At 72.0% G+C, this 26,337-nt stretch carries 19 protein-coding genes; 7 read left to right on the top strand and 12 right to left on the bottom strand.

Translation table 11 applies throughout. The features are described from left to right. Window positions 1-49: 49 nt before the first annotated feature. A complete protein-coding gene (locus DEO23_RS13340) occupies window positions 50-976 on the bottom strand; it encodes an alpha-E domain-containing protein (protein WP_109276505.1) in 927 nt (308 codons plus the stop codon). Continuing rightward, entirely contained in the window at window positions 966-2,738 is a 1,773-nt protein-coding gene (locus DEO23_RS13335) for a circularly permuted type 2 ATP-grasp protein (RefSeq protein WP_109276504.1), read from the bottom strand. The genes DEO23_RS13340 and DEO23_RS13335 overlap by 11 nt, the downstream gene beginning before the upstream one ends. A 107-nt stretch (window positions 2,739-2,845) precedes the next feature. Between DEO23_RS13335 and DEO23_RS13330 the strand changes: the two genes are divergently transcribed. Then, the gene (locus tag DEO23_RS13330) at window positions 2,846-3,472 is read left to right on the top strand and encodes a type II toxin-antitoxin system PemK/MazF family toxin (RefSeq protein ID WP_109276588.1); all 627 of its coding nucleotides are present in this window, start codon (window positions 2,846-2,848) and stop codon (window positions 3,470-3,472) included. A 318-nt stretch (window positions 3,473-3,790) separates the two neighbouring features. Beyond that, a complete protein-coding gene (gene rpsT / locus DEO23_RS13325; protein ID WP_109276503.1) occupies window positions 3,791-4,057 on the top strand; it encodes a 30S ribosomal protein S20 in 267 nt (88 codons plus the stop codon). A 79-nt stretch (window positions 4,058-4,136) separates the two neighbouring features. On the opposite strand, the gene holA is transcribed toward rpsT, so the two are convergent. The 8 genes from holA to DEO23_RS13285 all read right to left on the bottom strand — a co-directional run bounded on the left by holA (window position 4,137) and on the right by DEO23_RS13285 (window position 15,185). Next, window positions 4,137-5,123: a DNA polymerase III subunit delta gene (holA, locus tag DEO23_RS13320; protein WP_109276502.1), complete on the bottom strand. Its 987-nt coding sequence runs from the start codon at window positions 5,121-5,123 to the stop codon at window positions 4,137-4,139. 63 nt (window positions 5,124-5,186) lie between these two features. Beyond that, window positions 5,187-7,532, bottom strand: coding sequence for a ComEC/Rec2 family competence protein (locus tag DEO23_RS13315; protein ID WP_109276501.1), 2,346 nt, complete (start codon window positions 7,530-7,532; stop codon window positions 5,187-5,189). A 3-nt stretch (window positions 7,533-7,535) separates the two neighbouring features. Beyond that, a complete protein-coding gene (locus DEO23_RS13310; protein WP_109276500.1) occupies window positions 7,536-8,558 on the bottom strand; it encodes a ComEA family DNA-binding protein in 1,023 nt (340 codons plus the stop codon). Window positions 8,559-8,651: 93 nt separating this feature from the next. Continuing rightward, window positions 8,652-9,329: a vitamin K epoxide reductase family protein gene (locus DEO23_RS13305; protein ID WP_109276499.1), complete on the bottom strand. Its 678-nt coding sequence runs from the start codon at window positions 9,327-9,329 to the stop codon at window positions 8,652-8,654. A 10-nt stretch (window positions 9,330-9,339) separates the two neighbouring features. After that, entirely contained in the window at window positions 9,340-10,305 is a 966-nt protein-coding gene (locus DEO23_RS13300) for an NAD-dependent epimerase/dehydratase family protein (protein WP_109276587.1), read from the bottom strand. Window positions 10,306-10,337: 32 nt separating this feature from the next. Beyond that, window positions 10,338-13,019 carry an alpha/beta fold hydrolase gene (locus tag DEO23_RS13295; RefSeq protein ID WP_240613403.1) on the bottom strand — a complete coding sequence of 894 codons (2,682 nt, stop codon included), beginning with the start codon at window positions 13,017-13,019 and terminating at the stop codon, window positions 10,338-10,340. Next, complete coding sequence (locus DEO23_RS13290; protein WP_109276497.1) at window positions 13,016-14,044, bottom strand: 3-oxoacyl-ACP synthase III; 1,029 nt, start codon at window positions 14,042-14,044, stop codon at window positions 13,016-13,018. The genes DEO23_RS13295 and DEO23_RS13290 overlap by 4 nt, the downstream gene beginning before the upstream one ends. A gap of 142 nt (window positions 14,045-14,186) precedes the next feature. Beyond that, on the bottom strand, window positions 14,187-15,185 hold the full coding sequence (locus DEO23_RS13285) for a sugar phosphate isomerase/epimerase family protein (protein WP_109276496.1): 999 nt from the start codon (window positions 15,183-15,185) through the stop codon (window positions 14,187-14,189). 111 nt (window positions 15,186-15,296) lie between these two features. On the opposite strand from DEO23_RS13285, the gene DEO23_RS13280 reads away from it, so the two are divergent. Further along, a complete protein-coding gene (locus DEO23_RS13280; protein WP_109276495.1) occupies window positions 15,297-16,532 on the top strand; it encodes a GNAT family N-acetyltransferase in 1,236 nt (411 codons plus the stop codon). 100 nt (window positions 16,533-16,632) lie between these two features. Then, complete coding sequence (locus DEO23_RS13275; RefSeq protein ID WP_109276494.1) at window positions 16,633-17,244, top strand: thymidine kinase; 612 nt, start codon at window positions 16,633-16,635, stop codon at window positions 17,242-17,244. Between the two features lie 209 nt (window positions 17,245-17,453). Here DEO23_RS13275 and DEO23_RS13270 read toward each other — a convergent pair whose 3' ends face one another. Then, entirely contained in the window at window positions 17,454-17,828 is a 375-nt protein-coding gene (locus DEO23_RS13270) for a hypothetical protein (protein ID WP_109276493.1), read from the bottom strand. A gap of 247 nt (window positions 17,829-18,075) precedes the next feature. On the opposite strand from DEO23_RS13270, the gene DEO23_RS13265 reads away from it, so the two are divergent. Further along, a complete protein-coding gene (locus DEO23_RS13265) occupies window positions 18,076-21,528 on the top strand; it encodes a bifunctional proline dehydrogenase/L-glutamate gamma-semialdehyde dehydrogenase (RefSeq protein WP_109276492.1) in 3,453 nt (1,150 codons plus the stop codon). A 90-nt stretch (window positions 21,529-21,618) separates the two neighbouring features. Then, window positions 21,619-22,941 carry an acyltransferase family protein gene (locus DEO23_RS13260; protein WP_133249880.1) on the top strand — a complete coding sequence of 441 codons (1,323 nt, stop codon included), beginning with the start codon at window positions 21,619-21,621 and terminating at the stop codon, window positions 22,939-22,941. A gap of 117 nt (window positions 22,942-23,058) precedes the next feature. Here the strand turns inward: DEO23_RS13260 and DEO23_RS13255 are convergent, their stop codons facing one another. Next, window positions 23,059-24,438, bottom strand: coding sequence for a UTP--glucose-1-phosphate uridylyltransferase (locus DEO23_RS13255; RefSeq protein ID WP_109276490.1), 1,380 nt, complete (start codon window positions 24,436-24,438; stop codon window positions 23,059-23,061). Window positions 24,439-24,523: 85 nt separating this feature from the next. On the opposite strand from DEO23_RS13255, the gene metG reads away from it, so the two are divergent. Further along, window positions 24,524-26,317 carry a methionine--tRNA ligase gene (gene metG / locus DEO23_RS13250; RefSeq protein ID WP_109276489.1) on the top strand — a complete coding sequence of 598 codons (1,794 nt, stop codon included), beginning with the start codon at window positions 24,524-24,526 and terminating at the stop codon, window positions 26,315-26,317. Window positions 26,318-26,337 lie beyond the last annotated feature (20 nt).

Here is a 26,337-nt window from a genome sequence, read left to right as displayed (position 1 = left end):
CCCGGACAGCGGGCCGCCGATCTCACGTACGGCGTCGGCGGCCTCGCGCTCAGGCCCCCGGCGGCAGGTCGGGATCGAAGTACTGGGCGTCGATCGCCCGCGAGGCCGCCGAGGCGGCGATCTGGACCTGCTCCATCTCCCTCTCGAAGTCCTCCATGACATCCGCGAGGGGCCGGAACCGCAGGCTCGCCTCGATGCGGCCGACGATGCGGCGGGCGGCGTCCTCGGTGCCGAAGCGGTCGAAGGTCTGACCGTGGAGCTTCCCGAGCACCTCGAGGGCCTCGTCGGCCTGCAGCAGGCAGTGCGCGATCGAGCGCGGGAAGATCCGGTCCAGCAGCAGGAACGCGACGGCGTCGTCGACGCGCACCTGGCCGCGGAAGGAACGGATGTAGGCCTCGTCGGCGCTGCACGATCGCAGCAGCATGATGGTGGTGGCGCCAGTGGTGTCCGTGGGGTCGTGGGACTGCAGGATCCTCGAGAACATGTCGATGCGCTCGAGCTGCTGCCCCAGGCGCAGGAACAGCCAGGCCTCGTCCCGGGGCAGGGAGGCGTCCACCAGGCCGGTCACCACCGCGCAGCGGTCCTTCGTGGTCTGGAAGAAACGGTGCATGCGAGCGGGCCGCAGGCTGCGCGGCAGCTCGAGGGTGGTGGTGTTCAGGGACTCCCAGACCTCGGTGGGCAGCACCTCGCGGGCGCCCCGCGCGTTCTCCCGCGCGACCTTCAGCGCCCCGGCGATCGAGGACGGGTTCCCGCGGTCGATCGCGAGCTCGTCGAGCACGGCCTGCACCGAGAGGTCCTGGTCCTCCTCGTGGGCGGCACCGAAGATCCTCATCACCTCGGCGCAGCGGGGGCCGCGCTCGGAGCCGGTGTCCTCCATGATGGCCTCGAGGTTCACCTCGAGGATGCGTGCGGTCTGGTCGGCCCTCTCCACGTACCGGCCGATCCAGAACAGGGAGTCGGCGATCCTACTCAGCATGGCGACGTGCCTCCTGCTCGGTCCCGGTGTCCTGGCCGTCCGCGCACTGCGGCCCCTCCGGCGAGTCCGGCTCCTCCGACGTGCCCGGCTCGTCCGGCGTTCCCTGCTCCTCCTCGAGCTCCTGCAGCTCGTCCTCGTCGAGGATCGGGATCGCGGCGGTGGCCGTGGCGGGCTCGCTCCGCTCCCGCTCCCGTGCCGTGAACGAGGGTTCCTGCTCGCCCTCGACCGGTTCGAGGTCCTCGGACCCCTGTTCCGAGCGGGACGAGTCCGTGCTCTGTGACTGACCCTGGGTGACGGCTCCCCCACCCTGGGTCGGGCGACCGCGGGAGGACAGCACGAAGGTGTCCTTGGAGCCGCCACCGCGCGAGGAGTTCACGACCATCTCGCCCTTGGGCAGGGCCACCCGGGTCAGTCCGCCGGGCAGCACCCAGACGTCGTCGCCGGAGTTCAGGGCGAAGGGGCGCAGGTCGACGTGGCGCGGTTCGGGCCCCTCCTCGACCAGGGTGGGGATCGTCGAGAGCTGGACGACGGGCTGGGCGATCCAGCCGCGCGGGTCCTTCTGCAGTCTCACCCGCAGCTCGTCGAGCTCGGTCGCGGACGCCGAGGGACCGATGACGATGCCCTTGCCCCCGGAGCCGTCCACGGGCTTGACCACGAGCTCGTCGAGCCGGTCCAGGACCTCCTCGCGGGAGCTCGGATCCTCCAGCCGCCAGGTGTCGACGTTGGGCAGGATCGGGTCCTCTGCCAGGTAATAGCGGATCAGGTCCGGCATGTAGGTGTACGTCAGCTTGTCGTCGGCCACGCCGTTGCCGATCGCATTGGCGACCACGACGTTGCCCGCCAGGATCGCCCGCACGATGCCGGGGACCCCCAGCATGCTGTCGGGACGGAACACCTCCGGGTCCAGGAAGTCGTCGTCGGTGCGCTTGTAGATCACGTCGACGCGGCGCAGCCCGGCGGTGGTGCGCATGTAGACGCGGTCATGGGAGACCACGAGGTCGGGTCCCTCGACGAGCTCGACGCCCATGGTGCGGGCCAGCAAGGAGTGCTCGAAGTAGGCGCTGTTGAACCGTCCCGGGGTGAGCACGACGACGGTGGGCTCCCCCTCGGTGTCCTCCGGTGCAGCCGCGCGCAGGGTCTGCAGCAGCCGCCCGGGGTACTCGTCGACCCGGCGCACGGGCTGCTGGCTGAAGAGCTCGGGGAAGGTGCGGGCCATCGCCCGGCGATTGGAGAGCACGTAGCTGACACCGCTGGGCGTTCGCGCGTTGTCCTCCAGCACCCGGAACCCCCCGGAACCGTCGCGCACCAGGTCGATGCCCGAGATGTGCACGCGCACACCGTTGGGCGGACGGTAGCCGCGCATCGCCTCGACCACGTAGGTCGAGGACTCCACGAGCTCGGCGGGCAGCACACCGTCGGCGACGACACGACGGTCGGTGTAGACGTCGTCGAGCAGATGCTCGAGGGCACGCACCCTCTGGGCGACGCCGCTCGAGACCATCGACCATTCCTCGGCGTCGATCACGCGCGGGATCGGATCGATCGGGAAGGGTCGCTCCTCCCCCGCGTAGTCGAAGGTGATGCCCTGGTCGAGGTAGGCGCGTGCCAGGGATTCGGCGCGGACGCGGAACTCCTCCTCCCCGAGCGTGGTGAGCGCATCGGCGAGGAAGGCACAGCTGTCGCGGGCTCCTCCGTCGGCGTCGAACATCTCGTCCGTGCCGGTCGAGCCCTGGTAGCTCGAGAACAGGGGTGTGCTGGACATGCGCTCTGTCTACCATGGTGCTCGGCGCGAAGCAGGTCCCGACCACCGTTCCGGCGCGACAGGGCAGCATCCGCCCCCTCACCGATCCCGACCCCGGAGTTCCCCGCATGGCCCTCGGCTCACAGCTCGGCTCGATCCTCACCCGTCTCGCGCGGTCCCGCACCGCCCGTCGCGCAGCCCGCGACCTGGGTCGCAGCGCGGTCGAGGCGATCCAGGGCAGGCAGGACCGCGGCGCCCGCGCCGGCGATGCCCCGGCCGACGGACGCTCCTCGCGCGAGGCCGGCGGCCATGCCGCGCTCGCCGACCGCTCCTCCTCGCCCGCGCCGAGCATCTCGTACTCCCCCAGCGCGGACGGTGACGCCGACCCCGGCGAGATCGTCTGGGGCTGGGTCCCCTTCGAGGAGGACATGGGCAAGGGCAAGGACCGGCCCGTCCTGGTCCTCGCCCTCGAGGACGCCGCGGTCGGAGGGCACGACGGGTCCGGCCAGGTCGTCATCGGCCTGATGCTCACCTCGCGCGATCGCGGCAGTGGCACCCACACCGATGCCCACGGCTCCACCTACGTCGACATCGGGACCGGCGCGTGGGACCGCGAGCAGCGCCCCTCCGAGGTGCGGGTGGACCGGCTGCTGCGGCTGCCCGCCTCCGCCGTGCGACGCGAGGGTGCGAGCATCGACCGCTCGCGCTTCGAGACGGTCGTCGCCGAGACCGGGCGCGTGCACGGCTGGCGCTGACCCGCCCGGCCCTGGGACACGGGCCGCGATTGCGGGTGCACCCGCTCGCCGCTCCTGGCGCGACACGTCACATGGGTGCGGTGAAACGCCGCGTGGCTGGTAACATCCTGGCTTGTATGTGTGACATACCGCCCGGTGTATGCACACCCGGCAGCCCGCCGTGTCTGGGCGCGCCGGAGTGAGCGTTCCCGGGTGCGTGACCGCGGCAGCGACCCGGCACCGACGTCTCCAGGCGAATCCCCACCGCCCGTCCCCGTCGAGGCCGTTCCTCTGCAGCCGCGGACGTTCCACCACACCCCAGAGCAAGAGAAGAGTCCCGTGGCAAACATCAAGTCGCAGATGAAGCGCAACAAGACCAACGAGAAGGCCCGCCTGCGCAACCGCGCGTACAAGAGCGAGCTGAAGACCTACTCGCGCAAGGTGCGCGCTGCCGTCGCCGAGGGCGATGCCGCCGGTGCGCAGTCCGCTCTCCAGGTCGCCTCGCGCAAGCTCGACAAGGCCGTCTCCAAGGGCGTCATCCACAAGAACCAGGCCGCGAACCGCAAGTCCGGTCTCGCGAAGCTCGTCGCAGGCGTCGCCGCCTGAGGCAGCCCCTGCCGCTCACGAGGGCCCCGCACCGATCGGTGCGGGGCCCTCGTGCGTTCGGGCCGGGCGGCCCGGGCGGTCAGCGGGAGCGCTGGGCGCGCGAGATCTCGATGATCATGCGCTGCACGGCCCAGCGCGGGTCCCGTGCGGCACCTTTGACCTCGTGGTCGGCCTGCGCGACGGCGTCGAGGGCCCGCGCCAGGGAACGGTCGTTCCAGGCGCGGGCGTCACGGGAGAGGTTCCGGATCATCCAGTCCGGCATGCCCAGGCTCCTGGCTGATGCGCCGGGCGCGCTGACCTTGGCCAGGCCCCGCATCTTGGAGGCCATCGCGGCGACCAGCGGGACCGGGTCGGCTCCGGCCAGCAGCGCCTGCTGCAGCAGCACGAGCGCCTCGGCCTCGCGTCCCGCGATCGTCGCGTCCGCGACCGCGAAGGCGGTGGTCTCGACCCGGCCGGCGGTCACGCCCCGCACGTGCTCCAGCGTCACCGGCCCGGCCTGCTCGCCCTCCTCCGGGGTGGTGTCCTCGATGAGCTGGCGGCTGATCGCGGCGAGCTCCGAGAGATCGGTGCCGAAGGCGTCCACCAGTGCCGCCGCCGCATCGGGCTGGATGCGGCGACCGGCGCGGGTGAACTCGGCGGTGACGAAGGTCTGCTTGTCCCCGGCCCGTTTGAGGGGGTCGGAGGGAACGCGCGGGACGCCTGCCTTCTTGAGCGCATCGAGCAGCTTCTTCCCGCGGTTGCCGCCCCGATGGACCAGCAGCAGGGTGACGTCGTCCTCGGGTGCGGTGATGTACCCGGAGATCTCGTTGACCAGCGCCTCGGGGGCGGACTGCAGGTCGGGAACCAGCACCAGGCGCCCCTCCCCGAACAGCGACGGGCTGGCGACCTGCATCAGGGCGCCGGCGACCGCGTTCTCCCCGCCGATCTCGTGCACTGCGACCTCGGGGTCGCGTTCCCGCGCGAGCTGCTTGAGGCGCTCCACGGCGCGCGCGGCGATCAGCGGCTCGGTGCCGTGGATCAGCACCACGGGGGCCAGGTCGACGCTGTGCCAGGCGACGTCGGCCATCGGCAGCTCCTTTCGGGACGTGGAGTGAGCGGATCGGGCGGGGTGGGGTACGGCTGAACGATCCTATCCGGGCCGCCCGACGCCTCGCGGCACCAGAGGCTGGTCGGAGGTGAGGACCACGGTGCCGTCGACGTCGGTGCGGGCGCTGCCGGCACCCTCGCGCCGGGCGATCCCCAGCGCCTGCGCCGTGGGGTGGCCGAAGCTGTTGTCCCTGCCCGCGGTGAACAGCATCAGCTGTGGGGAGAGCGCGTCGTAGAGCGCCGGCTCCTGACGGCGCGAGCCGTGGTGCGCCGTCTTGACGACGTCGGCCTCGCGCACGCCGCCGGCGAGGAGCTGCGCCTGGGCGATCGGTTCGAGGTCGCCGAGGCCCACGTACCGCGTGCCGTCGGGCCAGGTCGCGGCGATCGTCACCGAGCAGTCGTTGAAGTCGTCGTCCTCTCCCCCGGTCTCCCGGGAGGAGGCCTCCCGCACGGTCGCCGCAGAGGGTGGCCACAGCACCTCGAGCCCGAGGTCGCCCTGGCGGCTGGTGGTGCCGGTCGTCGCGACCTGCGTCGGCGCGCCGGGGACCGTTCGAGCAGCGGCTTCGGGGAGGGGGCAGACCCACTGGGCCAGGGGCGTCCGCCGGCCCGTCAGTGCCTCGATGCCGCCCACGTGGTCGGCATGCGGGTGCGTGAGGACCAGCAGGTCGATGCGCTGCACCTGCATCCTGTCCAGGCAGCGGCGCAGCGCATCCGGATCGGGTCCGGTGTCCACCAGCACGGTCGCCGGGTCCTCGCCCCTTGCGGCGTCCTCGCGCAGCAGGACGGCATCGCCCTGGCCCACGGCGCAGGCGGCGACACGCCAGTCCTGGATTCCCGAGCCCGGCAGCGGAAGGCGCTGGTAGACCGGCGGCGCCAGGACGGCGACCAGCACCGCCGCCAGCACGAACCGCACCGCCCGGCTGCGGTGGCCCAGTGCGGCGATCACCACCAGTGCGAGCACGCCGAGAGCGAGCACGACACCGGCTGCGCCCTCCGGGACGGCGATCCTCGAGCCGGGCAGCCCGTCCGCGGTCCGCGCCACCAGGATGATCAGGTGTGCGCCGCCGGCGCAGACCTGCCACAGCACATGGGCGATACCCGGCACGAACGGACTCAGGACCGTCGCGACCATGCCGATCACGGTGGCGGGCCCGACGATCGGGGCGACGGCCATGTTCACCCCGACCGCCCAGATCGAGATCTCGGGGGTGAGCAGGATCAGGACCGGCGTGCACACGGCCTGCGCGGAGAAGGGGACCGCGAGGACGAGCGCCCAGGTGCGGGAGACTCTCTCCCCGCTCACCGCCACCAGTGCACGCGCGAGCACGGGAGCGAGCAGCAGGATCGCACCGGTCGCGAGTGCCGAGAGCAGGAAGCCGATCGACGCGGCCCGGGCCGGGTCCAGGCTCGACCACAGGGCGATCGTCGCGCTGAGAGCCGCGAGCGGTGAAACACGAACCCCGAGGAAGCGCGCGACGAGGATCGGTGCGGCCATGGTGGCGGCGCGCAGGACGGAGGGTTCGTCCCCGACCAGGGCGACATAGGCGGCGCCCGCGAGGCCTGCGAGCACCAGGCGGGGTCTGCGCGGGATGCCCAGCAGCAGACACGGCACCAGCACCGCACCCAGGACCAGCGCGATGTTCGCGCCGGAGACCGCGACGAGGTGCGAGATGCCCGCGCGACGCATGATCTCCTCGGTGCTCTCGCTCATCCCGCTGGTGTCCCCGGTGGTCATGCCGCGCGCGAGAGCGGCCTCGTCGGCGGGCAGGTCGGAGGTCGATCCCCGTGCGCTCTCCCGGATCCTCGCCGCCGGTCCGTGCGGCGTGGAGACCACCTCGAGACGCGTGACCGCGAGGACGACGAAGCCGTCGGCGGAGGCGACCGTCGCGCGGAGCCGCAGGTGGTCGTGATCCCGAACGGCTCCGAGCGTCTCCTGGTCGCCCGTCAGCAGAACGCTCGAGGAGGCCCAGAGCATTGCGGCGTCGACACCGATACGCACGGGACCGGCGGGAAGGCGCGCCATGACCTGGCGGCGGTCCTGTGCCCCTGGCAGTGACGAGGAGCTCGCGGCGGCGTCGCCGCTCGCGACGGCCTGTGCCTCGAGGATGCGGCCGCTGCCCGCGGCATCCTCGAGGGTGAGCGCTGCGGCTTCCTGTCGCCCGGTCGCGGGCACCAGCAGGACGGCACCGAGGGCGAGGAGGACGAGATGAGCGCCCACGGCCCGGAGCACCCGCGGCCGGCGGACGCAGACCGCGACGAGCAGCGCGAGCAGGGCCAGAGCGAGCATCGCGAGCAGCTGGATGCGCACGCCGGTGGCGATGCCCAGGACGGCAAGCCCCCAGAGTGCCGTCGCTGCGGGGAGGATCCGCAGATCTGCGCGGGTCCCCATCGGTCAGACGGTCGCCCGGGGGCGGATCTTCTCGAGGGTCGCCGGGCCGATCCCGGAGACCTCGGTGAGGTCGTCGACGCTCGCGAAGGGTCCGTTCTGCTCGCGGTGCTCCACGATCCGCTCGGCGATCGCCGGGCCCACGCCGGGCAGCTCCTGGAGTCCCGTCGCATCGGCGGTGTTGATGTCGACCGCGGCGCCTGCGCTCGGTCCCTCCTCCGCCCCCGGCCCTGCCGAGATGGGATCCGGCGCGGCGGTGTCTCCTTCTTCGCTGCCCGCCGCGGGCCCGCCGGCACCGGCTGCGGCAGCGGGTGCCTCCCCCTCGGTGGGAACGTGGACCTGTTCGGCGTCGACGAGCACGCGGGCCAGGTTCACCGAGGTCAGATCGGCCTTCGCCGTCCGCCCGCCTGCGTCCTCGATGGCGTCGGCGACACGTGCACCGGCGGGCAGCTCGACCACGCCGGGCTCCTTCACCGCGCCGGAGACGTAGACCACGACCGTCGACGACTCGTCGGTGCCGACAGCGGTCTCCTGTGCCTCGGCCACCGCCGCCCCGCGCCCTCCCTTGTCCGCGCGGGCGTCCTCGGCGGAGCCCTGCGGAACCGGCGGGGCGCCTCCCTCCGACTCGTGCTCGGCACCGGTCGGCGGGCGGTCCGCGGCGGACGGAGCGGAGTCGCTCGTCGACCTCGCCCCGGCGGGCGCAGATGCCACCGGATCCGCTCCTGCGGTCGCCACGGCGCTCCCCCGTGAGGTGAGGTGGACGGCGCCCACGGCGATCAGCACCAGGACGGCGAGACCTGCCAGGGCCGCGGGTGAGGGACGAGGGATGCGCTGCCACCAGGGGTCGGCGGCGGCCTCACGGTGCGCTCGCACCTCGACGAGCGGCTCGGGGCGTTCGTCCCGTCGTCGGTGGCGGCCGGGACGGGCTCGCTGAGCGTGCCCGGCGCTGCCCCGTGCGACGGCCCCGGCGGCACGTCCGGACGGGGGCTGTGCGGTCTGACGCTGACGGGAGCGCGGGTGTCGGGACATGCCCGCGACAGTAGGGACGCGAGCGCGCGGCCGCGCGTGCCGGAGCCAGGATGGGGACAACCGCACCCTGGGGAGGACTGCGGGAGCGGCCCGTCAGCCCAGCCCGAGGACCGCGAGCCACTGCCTCCAGAAGCCGGCGAGGATGACGATGGCGACCAGGAGGTACCACGCCACCGTGAGCACGATCCAATGCCGCAGGACCCGGCCGAGCACGCCCCGCGCCGGGAGGATCCCGCGCTCGACGGTGCTGGCGAGCAGGGCGAAGAACATCGGGGCGGTCACGACCCACACCACGAGGCACCAGGGGCACAGGGCGTGGATCACGAAGATCGCGGAGATCGCGAGGAAGTGCACGAGGGCGAAGGCGAAGACCATCCCGCCGAGCGCCGCCCAGCGGAACCAGACGGGCAGGGCCGCTCTGGAGGCGAGCAGGGCGCCGGTGGCGCCCATGATCGCGTAGCCGCCCAGGCCGATCGCCATGTTCGGGATGCCCAGCGCGCTCGCCTGCCAGGTCTCCATGACCGTCCCGCAGGAGATGAAGGGGTTGACGTCGCAGCCGAGCTGGGCGCCGGGGTTGGCGCTCAGGAAGATCTTGTCCATGAACAGCGCGAGGGCGGCGATCCAGCCGATCACCGCTCCGACCAGCAGGACCAGTCCGACGCGGCGGTCGCCCGCGCGCTTCTTCGCGGCGCGCTCGGCCGCGAGCTCGGCATCGACCTCGGCGCGCAGCGCCGCCTCGTCCGCGGCGGCGTCGGGGCTGCTCTGGCTCATCGGATCCTCCTCAGGCATGGGCGGGCTCCAGGGGATGCTCGTGGTACCAGGCCGCGAGGCGCTCGAGCCCCTCGTCGAAGCCGACGGCGGGGATCCACTGCAGGCGCTCGCGGGTGCGTCGCTGGTCGAACCAGTGGGCGGTGGACATCTGCTCGGCGAGGAACTCCGTCATCGGCGGCTCGTCCTGCCCGGGGCGGATCGCCCAGACCTTCTCGGCGAGGCGTCCTGCCAGGCGCGCGAGGGAGCCCGGCACGTGCAGGCTCGGTCGCGGGACCCCGGCCGCCTCGCAGAAGCCTCCCAGCACGTCGCGCACGGTGCGGGGCTCTCCGTTGGAGACCACGAAGCTCTCGCCGTGGACGTGGTCGATGCGGTCGAGGGCGGCGAGGATCGCGTCGGCGGCGTTGTCCACGTAGGTGGTGTCGATCAGGGCCATGCCGTCATCGAGGATCGGGAGGGTGCCGCGGCGGCCGCGGTCCACGATCCGACCCACCAGCTGGGTGTCCCCCGGTCCCCACACGATGTGGGGACGGACGCTGGTGACGAGCAGGCCGTCCTGGCCGTCGGCCGCCATCGCCTCGAGCTCTGCAGCGGCCTTGGTGCGGGCGTAGTTGCCCCGGGCGCGCTCGGGGTCGGCGGGAGTCGCGCCGAGTCCGACGATCGAGGTGCCGAGGTGTGCGACCGAGGGCGAGGAGATGTTGACCAGACGCCCGCCCCCCTGCGCGCGCAGGGCGTCGAGGACGTGACGGGTGCCGTCGATGTTCACCGCACGGAAGTCCGCGACGTCCCCGGCGAAGGAGACCTTCGCCGCCAGGTGGATGACCGCGTCGACCCCGTCGGCCGCAGCGAGCACGTCCGCGGCGCTGGTGAGCGATCCGCGCACGTCCGTGACGCCGGGGATGTCCGCGCCGCGGCGCTGGAAGGCCCGCACCTCGTCGCCGCAGTCACGCAGGGCGCGGGCCACGGCGCCGCCGAGCATGCCGGAGGCGCCGGTGACCAGGACGGTGCGGCTCACAGGCCCGCCTTCCGGCCCTGCAGCGTCTGCTCCGCCCAGGCGGAGAGCTTCGCGCGGTCGATCTTGGAGTTGTGACGGATGTCGGTGGGCAGCGACGCGGTGGTGAACACGGCGGCGATCTCGAGGCCGGTGGCCTGCTGCACGGCGTGGCGCACGGCCTCCTGGAGCGGGACCTCGGCCGGTCGCGGGGTGCGGGCGCGGCCGGGGCGGTAGCCGTCCTCGGTCTCGAGGACGACGACCACCTGCTGGGTGCCGCGGGGTCCGACGGCCGCGGCACCGGCCCGGCGCACCGTGGGGACGGACTCGGCAGCGGCCTCGACGCGCACCGGCGTCACCAGGCCGTCGGCGGTCGCGAGCACGTGGGCCGTGCGGCCCTCGACCCAGAGCCGTCCGGACTCGTCGAGGTGGCCGACGTCCCCGGTGGCGTGCCAGCCCTCGAATCGGCTGGCCTTCGCCGTCGTGCCCCACAGCATCAGGTAGCGGTCGCGCACGTGCGGCGCGCGCACGAGGATCTCGCCGGTGCGGCCCGGATCGGTGCTGATCTCTCCCGTGGTGGCGCCGTTCTCGTCCATCACGGCGATCGCGATCTCGGTGCGTGCCACGGCCCTTCCCACGCACACCCCGGCGCCGTCCCCGGCCGCCTCGATGCCCTCGAGGTCGATGGCGGCCACGGCCAGGCATTCGGTCATGCCGTAGGGGGTGAGGGCACGCGCTGCGGGCATCACCTGCCGCAGCTCACGCAGCAACGGAGCCGGGATCGGGGCGCCCGCGGAGAAGAAGCTCGGCACCCGGGCGAGCGCGGCGCGTCCCGTCTCGTCGAGGTCGTCGGCGGTGTCGATGATGTTGCGCAGCGCGGCCGGGGCGGTGAACACGGCCGGGGAGCCGAGCGCGTCGACGGCCGCGGCGAGGGCGGGGGCCGTGAGGTCTCCGGGGCGGGTGATGTCCATCGAGGGCACCACCGAGGGCGCGCCCAGCGCGGGCCCCAGCAGCGCGAACGGGGCGAACCCGGCGACCAGCCCGCGGTCGGCCTCCAGCTCCAGGGTGTCGCCGACGGCGGCGAACATAGCCCCCATCTGGCGGTGGGTGAGGACCGCGCCCTTGGCGGGGCCCGTGGAGCCGGAGGTGAACAGGACCGCCGCGTCGGCGTCCTGGTCAGGCCAGGGTGCATCGAGCGACGCCCCGAGCGCGCGCATCTCGCGACCCTGGGTGGCGAGCTCCGCGATCGACGTGTCCACGCCGAGGGCCGCGCGGTCGACCGTGGGCAGCTGCGGGACGCTGATGCGGCGTCCGGGCCATCCCAGGGTGCGGGCTCCGACGAGGGCCTTCTCGATGCCGATGATCCAGTCGGGATGGGAGCCGACGACGGCCCGGGTCAGCCCGTCGGTGCCGAGTCCGGCGTCGGCGATGACCGCGACCGCCCCCAGGCGCAGGCACGCGTACAGCACGGCCGTGAGGTCCGCGCCGGGGGTGATCAGCACGCTCACGCGGTCCCCCGGCATGATCCCGTGGGCGCGCATCCCTGCGGCGATGTCCTCGGTGCGCTGGGCCAGCAGGGACCAGCTGATCTCTCGGGAGGGCTCGCCGTCCTCCCCCAGCTCGACCACGGCGGGCAGCCGGGCGGTGGCGGGATCCGAGGCGCGGCGACTGATGGCCTCGCCCAGGTGCATCTCCGGCGCCTGCTGCGCGTAGTTGGAGACCGGTCGCAGCGTGTCCCCGCCCTCACGGGGGCCACCGGCGTCACCGAAGGTCCGTGCGAGCCAGTCGGAGACGAGCCCTGCGACGTCGGCGTCCTCCCACACCAGGTGGGAGGCGCCTTCGAAGCGGTGCGCGTCGGCGTGCGGGACGCGCTCGACGAGGTCCCGCAGGTAGTGGTCGGAGAAGGTGACGTCGCGCGGTCCCCAGGCGAACAGGGTGGGCACGTCCATCCCGGTGATGCCGCCCGCGAGTCGCTCGAGCGTGGCGCGGCTGGGATGGTTCGCGCTCGCGGGGATGTCGGCGACAAAGGTCTCGATGCCGCGACGACGTGCACGGGTGCGGTAGGGAGCGAGGTAGGCGTCCTGGACCTCGCGGGGAAGCGGCGGGTTCGACAGCGCGAGGGTGGTGCGCAGGAACGCGTCGGTCACCGAGGTGCTGAGCGGCAGCATCGCCGGGGCCGTCGCCAGCTGCAGGGCCCGCGGGAGGGATTCGCCGAGCTCCTGGTGGATGCCGGTGTTGGTGAGGATCATGCCGGCGACGTCGTGGCGGTTGTCCAGCGCCCACCCCACCGAGACGATCCCGCCCCAGTCGTGGCCGACCGTGACCACCGGGCCGCGCAGCGAGAGCGTGTCCGTGAGCAGCGAGAGGTCGGTGATGCGGTCCTGCAGGCGGCGCTCGGTGCCCGTGCGCTCGGAGAAGCCCATCTCCAGCTGGTCCACGGCGATCACCCGCCAGGGGATGTCCTCGCGGATCAGTGAGCGGTACAGGAAGGAGTAGGTGGGGTTGCCGTGGACGGCCAGCAGCGTGCCGCGCGGCGTGACGCCGCGCTCGGCGAGCAGCGGAGCGGAGTCCAGCAGGTGCCAGCTGCGCAGCTCGCCGTCGTGATCGCGGGCCTCGACGACCCGGGAGGCCCGGGGATCGACCCCGGGCAGCTCGGGCGCACCGGCGGCGGCGCGGGGCGTGCGGGCGAAGGCTGCGCTCACCACTGGACCTCCATCATCGCGGTGTTCAGACCGGAGCCGACCCCGAGCAGCAGCACGCGTTCGCCGCGCGCGATGTTCTCCTGGTGTCGCGCCAGGGTCATCGGGACCGCCTCGGAGGCGACGTTGCCCCATTCGGGGAACGAGATCGGGATGCGCTCCATGCCCACCCCGGTGATCTTCGAGAAGTTGCGGGTGTAGACCATCGAGACCTGGTGCGGGATGACGTGCTCGATGGAGGCGAAGTCGTGTCCGGCGGCGTTGGCGTCCTTCCAGGTGTCCAGGATCAGCTCGATCCCGTTCTCCAGCAGGCCCTCGCTGTCGGTGCGCATGTCGTCCATGTCGCCGATGCACAGCTCGTGGTGCTCGGTGCCTGCCCGCGCCTGGGTGACCGTGATCCGGTGGCCCTCGGGGTGGGCGTCGGCGCGCCCCAGCACGGCCGCTGCCGCGCCGGAGCCGAGGGTCAGCGAGGCGAACTGGTTGTTGAAGTCCTCGCGCGTCGCGCCCTTGGCGTTCAGGCGCCCGATGGTGCCGTGCTGGACCTCCTCGATGTCCTCGGCGCCCACGATCAGCGCGTACTGGATCTGGCCGGACTCGATCATGCCGGAGGCGACCGTCATCGCGTTGACGAAGCCCAGGCAGGCGTTGGTGATGTCGAAGTTCATGCAGCTGCGGGGCATGCCGAGTGCGTCGTGCACGGAGGTCGAGACGGCGGGCTCGAGGTGCTGACGGGAGACCGAGGCGTTGATCAGCACGCCCACCTGGTCGCGGGTGATGCCGGCCCGGGACATGGCGCGCTCTGCGGCCAGCACGATGCCCTGCTTCCAGCCGGACTCCTTGTCGCGCCACCAGCGGCGCTCGTGGACCCCGGCGACGCGCTGGAGGATCCCTCGCGGCAGGCGCAGGCGGCGGCGGGCGGGGGCGAGCATCTCGTCGATCTCGTCGGAGGACACGGGCACCTGGGCCTCGGTGGCCTCCACCGCCAGCAGCGCCGTGTTCCTATGGACGAATCCCGAGTTCTCGCTCACACCGGTCACCTTCGCGCGTCGTAGTCTCTGCGGCGTCCCCGGGGCAGAGGGTCCGCTCGCGGCATTCTTTCACCCCGATCCTGGGGCGGTGCGGGGCCCGTGTCCGATCACACCCGGGTCCCGTGGGCAGGGAGGCGGGTGGTCAGCCCGTCCTCTCGGCCCTGTCCTCCGGCGCCGATCCTCCACGCAGCAGCCGCTCGTCCAGATGGTGGCCGAGGTGGTGCCGGGCGAACAGCAGGCTCTGGCGCAGCAGGTCCTCGCGATGGGTGGGGCGCTTGCGCGATCCGCCGCGGGTGCTGATCTCCAGCAGCACGGATCCCTGCCAGCCGCGGTTGGCCAGGCGCCGCAGCACCTCGGCACAGGGCTGGGTGCCCTCCCCCGGCGGCAGGTGCTCGTCCTTGGTGGTGCGCCCGGTGCCGTCGGCCAGGTGCAGGTGGCTCAGACGGTCCCCGAGCCGGTCGACCATCGCCAGCGCGTCGTCGCCCGCGGTGGCCGCGTGGGAGAGGTCCACGGTCACGTGGTCGTACTCCTCGTCGGTGGGGTCGTGGTCGGGCAGGTAGACCATCGCCTCGCGCACGCCCAGGCGCCACGGGTACATGTTCTCCACCGCGATCGCGATCCCGTACTCCTCCTCGAGGCGATGCACGCCGCCCACGAAGTCGCGTGCGTACTCGCCCTGCCAGCGGAACGGCGGGTGCGCGACGACCGTCGGGCAGCCCACCTCCACGGCCATCTGGACGGTGCGCTCGAGCTTCACCCACGGGTCACGCCCCCACACGAACTGCAGGAAGAACAGGGTCGGCGCGTGCAACGAGAGGATCGGCTGGTCGTACTCCTCGGCGTAGGCGCGCAGCAGGTCGGGGTCCCGGCTGGCGTTGTCGACCGAGACCATCACCTCGACGCCGTCGTAGCCGATGTGCGAGGCCAGACGGAAGCAGTCCTCGACCCCGAGCGGGAACACCGAGGAGGTCGACAGGCCCACCGGGATGTGGCGCCGGGGCTGCTGCTCGCTGAGGGCGGCTCCCGCGCTGAGGCGACGCGTCAGGTCCTCGCGGCCGGTGTGCTTGGCCGTGTTGGTCCGGGTGATGGGCTTGCGCGGCGCGCGCTGGTGGAGCGTCGAATGCCGGGAGCGTGCTTTCACGAGTCTCTCCTTCGGGCCGGGGACGACGCTCACCCTAAGCCAGCCCACCGGGGCACCGCCTGGGGATCAGCCGGTCGTCGGCCGGGAGGAGCCGCCCCTAGACTTCTGCGCATGCCCGCACGCGATCTGACGACCGAGGACCTCGCAGCCTACCGACGGCTGACGGCCGAGGCCTTCGGGGGCGTCCCCTCCGAGGTGCCCGCGCCGTTCTCCCCGGCCCAGATCCCGATCGGCATCGACGCCGCCGTCGTCCCCGGGGACGAGCGGACGATGCTGGCCGCCGGTGCCTGCATCCGCCGCGACGAGATCGCACTGGGCGGCGGCACGGCCTCCTGCGGGGGTATCGGCGGACTCGCCGTCCATCCCGCCCATCGCGGCGTCGGCCTGTTCTCCGAGCTCATCGATGCCGCCCTGGGCCGCTGCGCCGCCGAGGGCATGGCGTTCTCGATGCTCTACCCCTCGAACCCGGCGATCTACCGGCGCCACGGCTACCAGCTGATCGCGCGCACACACGCCATCGTCCTGCCGCTGGGCGAGCTGCAGCGGGTCGCCCGGGTGCCCGGGCGACGCACGGTCGCGGTCACCGAGCACACCATGCCCCGGCTCCGTGCGCTCTACGAGGAGCTCACCGCCGGGGACAACGGGATGCTCCGCCGGAGAGGTCCGCTGTTCCCCGAGGGCCTCCCCGCCGCGCCGTGGGGCGCGATCCTGCTGCAGGACGACGAGGGCCGGGATCGCGGCTACCTCTCCTTCTCCAGGATCTCCCCCGGGTCCGACGGCGCCGGCCTCGAGGTCCACGAGGTCCTGGGCCGGGATCGCGAGGACCTCCTGGCTCTGCTGCACCACCTGGGCAGCTGGTCGACGGTCACCTACGCGGCACGGCTCCGCCTGCGCACCGAGGACCCCGTCCTCGACCTGCTCCCCGGCGGGGGGCTGCGCACCCCGGACGACATCGTCCCGCTGGTGATGATGCGGCTGGTCGACACCGCCCGTGCGCTGCGCGCCAGGCCGGCTCCCGAGCACTGTCGCGGGACGCTGGACCTGTGGGTCGAGGACACGACGCCCGCCGCCGCCTCCTGTCGTGCCGCCGGTGGTTGGCGAGTGGACGTGCACGACGGGGCGATCGAGGTCGAGCAGCTGGATCCCGATGCCGCTCCCGCGTCGCTCGAGGGCTCTCTCGGCCGCGTCGAGCTCGACGTGCACGCGGCCGCGCTCCTCCTGAGCGGTGGGCGCTCGCTGGCCGATGCCCGCCGCCTGGGGCTGAGGGCCGAGTCCGATCCTCCGGCCGAGCGCCTGCTCGACGCCGTGCTGGCCGGGCCGCGCCCGAGCGTCATGGACGCCTTCTGACCCGACCGGCGGCCCGGATCCGTGCTGCCCCCTCCACGATCGCCCGATCGCCCGATCTCCCGCCTCCCGACCACACCCGAGACCCCGGAGCCGCCACCCCATGTCCAAGCTGCACTTCAAGTACGGAGCGATGAACTCCGGGAAGTCCGACACCCTCATCAAGACGGCGTTCAACTACGCCGAGCGGGGCCTGGCGACCCTCACGGTCAAGCCCTCGATCGACACCAAGGGCGAGGACTGGGTGGTGGCCCGCGGTGGCGCCAGCCGCCGGGTAGACGTCCTCGTCGCGGAGGACGACGACCTGCGCACCCGCATCACGGCCGCGGCCGATGAGCTCGAGGCCCGGCCGCTGCACTGCGTGCTCGTGGACGAGGCCCAGTTCCTGACGCCCCTGCAGGTGGACCAGCTGTTCCTGATCGCCAAGACCGAGGGCATCTCGGTGATCTGCTACGGCTTGCGCACGGACTTCCTGACCCGGGAGTTCCCCGGCAGCAGGCGTCTGTTCGAGCTGGCCGACAACTTCGAGAAGCTGCCGACGATGTGTCGCTGCGGCTCCCAGGCCGAGTTCAACTGCCGCACCGTGGACGGGCGTCCCGTCTTCTCCGGCGACCAGGTCGAGATCGAGGACCGGGCCGAGGTGCGCTACGAATCCCTGTGCGGGGCCTGCTTCATGCAGGAGCAGGAGCGGGCGGGCGTCCGCGTCATCGGCTGATCCGAGCGGCGGGCGGACCAGCGGAGCCGCCGGCGCACGCCCGGAGCCGCCGGCCCGGTTGCCCCTGCCGACCCGATTGCCCCTGCCGGCCCGGTTGCCCCTGCCGTCAACACAAGAGCGCGCCGACCCCGCGGGGTCGGCGCGCTCGCTGACGTGATGGGCACCGCGGGTCGCTGCATCGGGGATGCCGCGACCCGCGGTGCAGGGGCTCAGCGGTCCCCGGCGCTCAGCGGCTTGTCGCCGACCTCGGCGTCGCCACCGGCCGTGCTGTCGGTGGACGCGGAGGAATCGGAGCTGCTCGCACCGTTGCCCTCATCGCCGCGATGGGTCGCACGGTCCTTCACCGCGGAGGCGGCACCGGTGGCCGCTCCCTTGACGGAGTCGGCGACGTCCGGGGCCTTCTCCTTCGCGCGCTGCGCGAAGGCGCCGGCGTTCTCCTTCGCGTCGGCGGCCTTCTGCTGCACCGTCGGATCGTCGGCGAGCTCGCGGGCCTTGGTCTCCAGCGTCTCGTACGGTCCGCGGCCCATGCGGGAGCCGGCGAAGAAGCCGAGCACGAGGCCGAGCAGGAAGATGACCTTCTTCATGATGTTCTGCCTTCCGTCCGGGGCAGCTTCGGACACTGCCGCAATGGACCCATCGTGGCACACACCACCCGGTGCGCAGACGTACGATGACGGTCCCACGGGATTGCACGAGTCCTGGGACGAACCGGGCACCGTCGCCCGCACCCGCCACGGGCGGGATGATCACCGTCCTTGCTCCGCTCCGGCTCCGGTGGGAGCGTGCGGGGAGTGCCCGCCGCGATGAGCTTGACGAACCAGGAGAACAGCGTTGCCCACCACCACGGGGATCCGCACCACGTCCATTGCCCCGGAGACGGTCGCTGCGCAGGTCAGGGACTGGGTCCACGAGGCCGCCGATCGGCCCGTCCCCCGCTCCGCCCAGCTGCTGGCAGATCTGTTGAAGGACCCCAAGGGGCTGGACTTCACCGTCGCCTTCGTGGATCGCGTGATCCGCACCGAGGACCCGCGGGCCGCCGCGAGCGAGCTGAGGCGTCTGGCGGCCGACCCGCCGGCCTTCCTGCCCGCTCCCCTGCGCCGCGTGATCTCGTTCGGCGGCGCGACCGCGCGCACGCTCCCCCACGTGGTGGTGCCCACGGCCCAGGCCGTGATGCGCCGGATGGTCTCGCACCTGATCCTCGACTCCCGTGACCCGTACCTGGCGCGCTCCGTGCGACGCCTGCGCAACGAGGGCACGGACCTGAACATCAACGTGCTCGGCGAGGCGGTGCTCGGCACCCGCGAGGCCGGGCGGCGACTCGCCGCGGTGCGCTCGATGGTGAGCCGCGAGGATGTCGACTACGTCTCCATCAAGGTCTCCTCGATCGTCGAGCACCTCTCGCTGTGGGGTGCGGAGGAGACCGTCGACCACGTCGTGGAGACGCTGCTCCCGCTCTACCTCGATGCGGCCCGCCAGGACTCCCCCACCTTCCTCAACATGGACATGGAGGAGTACCGGGACCTCGAGCTCACCCTGGACGTGTTCGAGAAGCTGCTGGACCGCCCCGAGCTGATGGACCTGCACGCCGGCATCGTCCTGCAGGCCTACCTGCCGGATTCGAGCGCGGCCATGGAGCGCCTGCGTCGCTTCGCCACGGACCGCGTGGCCCGCGGCGGCGCCCCCATCAAGGTGCGCGTGGTCAAGGGTGCGAACCTCGCTCTCGAGCGGGTCGACGCCTTCCTGCACGGACTGGACCGCGCCCCCTTCCACAGCAAGGAGGAGTCCGACGCGCAGTACAAGCGGATCCTGCTGGACTCCCTGACCGAGGAGAACCTCCGGGCCGTCCACCTGGGCATCGCCGGCCACAACCTGTTCGACGTCGCCTTCGCCCACCTGCTGATGGGCGAGCGCGGTCTCGAGGGCACCGACGCGGTCGAGTTCGAGATGCTCGCCGGGATGGCCCCCGGTCAGCAGCAGGTCGTGCGCGAGGCCGTGGGCTCCATGCGCCTGTACGTGCCGGTGGTGACCCCTCACGAGTTCGACGTGGCCGTGTCCTACCTCGTGCGTCGTCTCGAGGAGAACGCCTCGAGCGAGAACTTCATGTCGGCCGTGTTCGAGCTCGAGGACAGCGAGGAGCTGTTCGCACGCGAGCAGAAGCGCTTCGAGGCCTCCCTCGCGCGGGCGATCGAGCAGGAGCCCGTGGCCACGAACCGCGATCAGGACCGCGCGGCCGAGGCGCGCGGCGACCTCCCCGAGCTGGGCTCGTCCGTGATCCCGGCGCTGCCCGGGGCCTTCGCCAACACGCCGGACACCGACATGTCCACGGCCGTCAACCAGGCCTGGGCGGCCGGCATCATCCACCGGGTGCGCACCTCGCGTCTGGGCATCGACGAGATCGAGGCCGCGCACGTGAGCACCCACGACGGCGTCGACGCCGTCTACACCAGGGCGCTCGCGGCCCAGAAGGAGTGGGCCGCCCGCGGGTCCAGCGAGCGCACCGAGGCCGTGCGCCGCGTGGCCCGCGTGTTCGCAGCCCATCGCGCCGACCTCCTCGAGGTGATGGCCTCGGAGACCGGCAAGGTCCTCGAGCAGGGCGACGCGGAGATCAGCGAGGCGATGGACTTCGCCCTCTACTACGCCGAGCAGGCGGAGATGCTCGAGGAGCTCGAGGACGCGGTGCTCACGCCCCGCGCCCTGACCCTGGTCACCCCGCCCTGGAACTTCCCCGTCGCCATCCCCACCGGGGGCGTGCTCTCCGCGCTGGTCACCGGGAGCGCCGTGGTCATGAAGCCGGCCCCGCAGGCCAAGCGCTGCGGTGCACTCATCGGCAAGCTCATCCACGAGGCCGGCATCCCCGAGGACCTGGTGCAGATCGTCGACGTGCCGGAGGACGAGGTGGGCAAGGCGCTGATCACCGATCCGCGCGTGGACCAGCTGGTCCTCACCGGCGCCTACGACACCGCCGCGATGTTCGCGTCCTGGCGCCCCGAGCTGCCGATCAAGGCCGAGACCAGCGGCAAGAACGCGATCATCGTGAGCCCGCACGCGGATCTCGACCTGGCCGCGAAGGACGTCGCGATGAGCGCCTTCGGCCATGCGGGCCAGAAGTGCTCGGCCGCGAGCCTGGTGATCACCGTCGGCTCCGTCGCCCGTTCGCGGCGCTTCTCCTCGCAGCTCGCCGACGCCGTGATGAGCCTGCACGTCGGATACCCCACGGATCCGACCGCGCAGATGGGGCCCGTGATCGAGAAGCCCGAGGGCAAGCTCGCCGACGGCCTGCACACGCTCGGCGACGGGGAGCGCTGGCTCGCCCAGCCGCAGATGCTCGACGACAGCGGCCTGCTGTGGAGCCCCGGTGTGCGCGAGGGTGTGAAGGAGGGCTCGGAGTACCACCTCACCGAGTACTTCGGACCGATCCTGGGCATCGTCAACGCGGACACCCTCGAGGAGGCGACCGCGATCCAGAACGGCACGGCCTACGGGCTCACCGCCGGCCTGCACTCCCTGCACGACGGGGAGATCGCCTGGTGGACCCAGCACGTCGAGGCCGGGAACCTGTACGTCAACCGCGGGATCACCGGCGCCATCGTCGAGCGCCAGGCGTTCGGCGGCTGGAAGCGCTCCGCGATCGGCGAGACCTCGAAGGCCGGCGGCCCGAACTACCTCGTGCACCTGATGGACGCCTCGGACGTCGTCGGCCGCCGCGCGCCCGACGGCACGATCCGTGACGAGGAGGCGTGGCTGACCACCGCGCGGACCTCGGACCGTGCGCACTGGGCGAGCACCTTCGTGGCCCGGGATCCCCAGGACCTGCACGGCGAGATCAACGTGCTGCGGTACGTGCAGATCCCGACCGTGGTCCGCGCCGCCGAGGGTTCCCGCGCCGTCGAGCTGCGCCGCGTGCTGCACGCCGCCCGCACCGTCGGCGCGGACATCGAGGTCTCCGTGGCCGAGGAGGCACTGCGCGAGATCGCCTCGGCCGATGCCGGCTCCGGCGTCGAGGTCCGCGTCGAGTCCGCCGAGGACTTCGCCGAGCGGGTCGAGACCCTCGAGCGCACGCGGATCCGGCTCGTCGGCACGGCCGACGAGGCGCTGCTGGAGGCGATCTCGCGGCGCGTCGAGGTGGCGCTGTTCCGGGGAGCCGTCACGGCCAGCGGTCGCATCGAGCTGCTGAGCTTCCTGCACGAGCAGGCGATCAGCGCGACCGACCACCGCTACGGCAACATCCTGCCCGAGCGGCTCGACGTCACGGGCGGCCGCGGCTACGAGCGCGGACGCGACTGATCCCACGTGGCGGCGCGGCGGTTTGGGCCGCGCCGCCACCGAGTCCTAGCATCGGCCCGTCCATGCAGCCCCCCGAGCAGAAGGACGGCCATGTCCGGACAGACGGATCCACCCCCAGGGTCCTCCGAGCAGGATCAGCCAGGAGGTGCGGGCGCCGCTCAGCGGCCCGTCCCGCAGCGTTCCTCGGTCACCCGGCCGCGGCGAGCCCCGCGCTCCCACCGCTCGGAGGGGCCCGCCGTGGAGCGGCGCAGCACGAGCAGCGCACCGGCCGCGGCGTCGGCGTCCTCCCAGCAGGCGGCTCCCACGTCCGGCCAGGCGGCGCCGACACCCCCGCCGGAACCGGCAGCGTCGCCCCAGGGGCCGGAGGCCGCATCGCCCGCTCCGAAGAAGAAGGCCCGCGACCCGCTGCTCGACAACGCCCGCGCGATCCTGATCGCGCTCGTGGTGGTCGGCCACACGCTCGAGCAGATCCACACCCCGCTCGCGGAGATCGTCTACACGTGGATCTACTCCTTCCACATGCCGGCGTTCGTGGTCATCACCGGGTTCCTCTCGCGCTCCTACCGCAGTGAGCCGCGCCAGGTCGCCCGCCTGCTCACGAGCATGCTCATCCCCTACCTGATCTTCCAGGTCATCCACACCGTCGAGAACAACGTGATCGACGGCAAGCCGATCTCGATCAGCCTGTGGGACCCGTCGTGGACGATGTGGTTCCTGCTCGCGCTGGTCTTCTGGCGGCTGTTCACGCCCGTGCTGCGCGTGCTGCGCTACCCCCTCGTGTTCGCCGTCGCCATCTCGGTGATCGCCCCGCTGGACTCGCAGGTCGGGACGGAGCTCACCTGGGCCCGCGTGCTCAGCTTCCTGCCGTTCTTCGTGCTCGGCTTCGTCGCCACCCCCGAGCACCTGCGCAAGCTGCGCGACCTGCCCGGTGCGCGCGCGATCGGAGCGGTCGCCCTGGTGGGCGCCTTCCTCGTCGCCGTCCTCACCCACGGGATGTTCAGCACCGACATCTTCACCCTCTCCCGCAGCTACGCCGACATGGACGTGGCCGCCTGGTACGGGGTCGTCACCCGGATCATGGTGCTGATCTGCGGGACGGTGCTCTCCCTCGCCGTGGTGATGGTCTCCCCGCGGCGCCACCACTGGTACACCGAGATCGGCGTGCAGTCCCTGACCATCTACCTGGCCCACGCGGCTCTGCTGCAGATCCCGAGGAACCTCGAGTGGTCGGACGCGGTCACGAAGGACTGGCAGACGGTGATCGCGGTGGCGATGGCGCTCGCCCTGGTGGTGCTCCTCTCGCGCGGCCCCGTCGTGCGTGCGCTCTCCTGGGTGACCTCTCCCCCGATCGAGAAGTTCCTGGTGCGCGAGCCGGAGGGACGCAGCACGGCGCCGGCCGCGACGAAGCCGTAGCCCCGGCACGCCACCGCCTCCCACGCGGGTCCTGCGCACGCGGACCCTGCGCACGGACACGGAGGGCCCCGACCCGCACGCTGCGGATCGGGGCCCTCGTGGCTCTTCGGCGGGCGCTCAGCCGCCCAGCACGGTCCCGTCGGGGATCTGCTCCGGGTCGTCCGGACCGACCACGGCATCGCCCCGCGCCACGACGTCCTTCCCGAAGGTGTGTCGCCCCTCGACGCGCAGCGAGGTGGCCTCCTTCAGCGACGGGACGCGCTGGGGGAAGCGGGCGTCGAAGTCGCCGATCAGCTTGTAGTGATCGGAGTCCAACGAGACGCTCGGCGCCGACTCCACCTGCTGGACGAGCGCCTGCTTCTCGTCGAGCTCGTAGGCGTCCGAGCGGACCAGCAGCAGGTCGCTGGTGGCCTTGACGGGGAGGAAGCGATCCCGGCCGACGACGATCGCGCTCGCGCCCTCGAACACCTCGATCGCCGCGCCCATGGCGGACTCGATCTGGTAGACCTCCGGGCTGGTCTTGTCGGAGGGGTCGACGGTCTTGGTGTTGCGGATCAGCGGCAGCGGCATCACGCCGTCGTTCGCGCGCAGCACCTCGTCGAGCTTCTCGAGGTCGAGCCAGAGGTTGTTGGTGTGGAAGAAGGGGTGGCGGTGCTCGTCGGTGAAGAAGTCCATCTCCTCCTCGGGCGTCTGCGCCGTGTCCCGCAGGATCAGGCGACCGTCCGAACGACGCACGGCCAGGTGCCCGCCCTTGCGGTCGGCGGGCGTGCGCGGGCACAGCTCGGCGGCGTAGGGCGCGCCGGAGGCGGCGAACCAGCCGGCGAGCACCGGGTTGGGCAGGGTCCCCAGGTTGTCGGAGTTCGAGACCGAGGCGTAGCGGTACCCCGCATCCAGCAGCTTCCGGAGCACGCCCGAGGTCTGCAGGGCGGTGTAGAGGTCGCCGTGACCGGGCGGGCACCACTCGAGATCGGGATCGGCGCCCCAACTCACGGGCGTGAGGTCGTCGGTCCGCAGCTTGGGCTCCTTGTTCTGCAGGAAGTCCAGCGGGAGATCGCCCACGGGCAGGTCGGGGTACTGCTCGAGCACCGCGAGCGTGTCGTCGCGGGTGCGGAAGGAGTCCATGAACAGCAGCGGCAGGGACGAGCCGGTGCCGCGCCGGGCGGCGAGCACCTGCTCGACGATGATCTGCAGGAACGACTTCCCGTCCCGCACGGGCAGCAGGGACTTCGCGCGGTCCATGCCCATCGACGTACCCAGGCCGCCGTTGAGGTTGATGATGGCGAGGCGGTCGAACGCCTCCTTCGCCTGGAAGGGGTCGATCGTCACGTCGTCCAGACGCGGCGGGTCCAGGTAGGGCTGGATCGTGTCCTCGGGGATCGATCCGGTCACGCCCTCCTCGAGCTGCTGGTAGTAGCGGGAGAAGACGTCGATCGCCGTCGGGGCGACGCCCCCGTCGCGCATCTTCTGCTGTGCTGCGGCAAGGCCTTGGGTGCTCATGCGGCCAGCGTATCGGTCCTCACCGAACCCCTCCTGCGGCACGTCGGGTCCGCGGGGGCCCGGCGGGTCCGTAGAATCGGGGACCATGAGCACAGTCCTGTCCGCGGTCGCCTGGCCGTACGCCAACGGTCCCCGCCACATCGGTCACGTCGCCGGCTTCGGCGTCCCCTCCGACGTCTTCTCCCGCTACATGCGCATGGCGGGCAACGACGTGCTCATGGTCTCCGGCACCGACGAGCACGGGACGCCGATCCTGGTGGAGGCGGACAAGGAGGGCGTGAGCGCCCGTGAGCTCGCCGACCGCAACAACCGGATCATCGTCGACGACCTGGTCGCACTCGGCCTGTCCTACGACCTGTTCACCCGCACCACCACCCGCAACCACTACCAGGTGGTGCAGGACATGTTCGTCGCGGTGCGCGACAACGGCTACATGCTCGAGCAGACGACCTCCGGGGCGGTCTCTCCCTCGACCGGTCGCACGCTGCCCGATCGCTACATCGAGGGCACCTGTCCGATCTGCGGCACGCCGGGTGCGCGCGGCGACCAGTGCGACGCCTGCGGCAACCAGCTGGACCCGACCGACCTCATCGACCCCGTCTCCCGCATCAACGGGGAGACGCCGGAGTTCATCGAGACCACGCACTACTTCCTGGATCTGCCGGCGCTGGCCGCGGAGCTGGGTCGCTGGCTCGACGAGCGCGAGGCGACCGGTCTGTGGCGCCAGAACGTCATCCGCTTCAGCCAGAACATCCTCAAGGACATCAAGCCGCGCGCGATGACCCGCGACATCGACTGGGGCATCCCGGTGCCGGGCTGGGAGTCCCAGCCCACCAAGCGCCTGTACGTCTGGTTCGACGCCGTCATCGGCTACCTCTCGGCCTCGATCGAGTGGGCGCGCCGCCAGGGCGATCCGGAGGCCTGGCGGAAGTGGTGGAACGATCCCGAGGCCCTCACCTACTACTTCATGGGCAAGGACAACATCGTCTTCCACTCGCAGATCTGGCCCGCCGAGCTGATCGCGCAGAACGGCAAGGGCGACAAGGGCGGACAGCCGGGCCGCTTCGGCGAGCTGAACCTGCCCACCGAGGTGGTCTCCAGCGAGTTCCTCACGATGGAGGGCAAGAAGTTCTCCTCGTCCAAGAACATCGTGATCTACGTGCGGGACGTCCTGGAGCGCTACCAGCCCGACGCACTGCGCTACTTCATCTCCGCGGCGGGTCCGGAGAGCCAGGACGCCGACTTCACGTGGTCGGAGTTCGTCTCGCGCACCAACAACGAGCTGGTCGCCGGGTGGGGCAACCTCGTCAACCGCACCGCGGCGATGATCGCGAAGAACGTCGGGGAGATCCCCGCGGCCGGTGAGCTCGAGGACGTCGACCGCGCACTCCTCGACCAGATCCGCGAGGGCTTCACGACCGTCGGCCATCTGATCGAGATCCACCGGCAGCGAGCCGCCATCGCCGAGGCGATGCGCCTGGTGGGCGAGGCGAACCGCTACGTCTCGGAGACCGAGCCCTTCAAGCTCAAGGCCCCGGAGCAGCAGGAGCGCCTGCGCACGGTGCTGCACGTGCTCGCCCAGGCCGTCACCGATCTGAACACGCTGCTCTCGCCGTTCCTGCCTTTCTCCGCGAACCAGGTGGAGAAGGCGCTGGGCGGTGCGCGCGTGATCGCTCCGCTGCCGGAAGCACGAGAGGTCGACGATCTCGACGGCGGCCCCTCCTACGCGATCATCACGGGCGACTACACCGGCGTCCCGGCCTGGGAGCACCGCGAGGTCGAGGTCGGGCGTCCGGTCGCCAAGCCCTCGCCGATCTTCGTGAAGCTCGATCCGAAGGTCGTCGACGAGGAGCTCGACAGGCTCGACACGGAGGCCTGAGGCCCCTCGCCTCACCCCGC

This window comes from Brachybacterium endophyticum (assembly GCF_003130585.1).
Classification (GTDB): domain Bacteria; phylum Actinomycetota; class Actinomycetes; order Actinomycetales; family Dermabacteraceae; genus Brachybacterium; species Brachybacterium endophyticum.
This window is presented reverse-complemented; position numbering and strand designations above follow the sequence as displayed.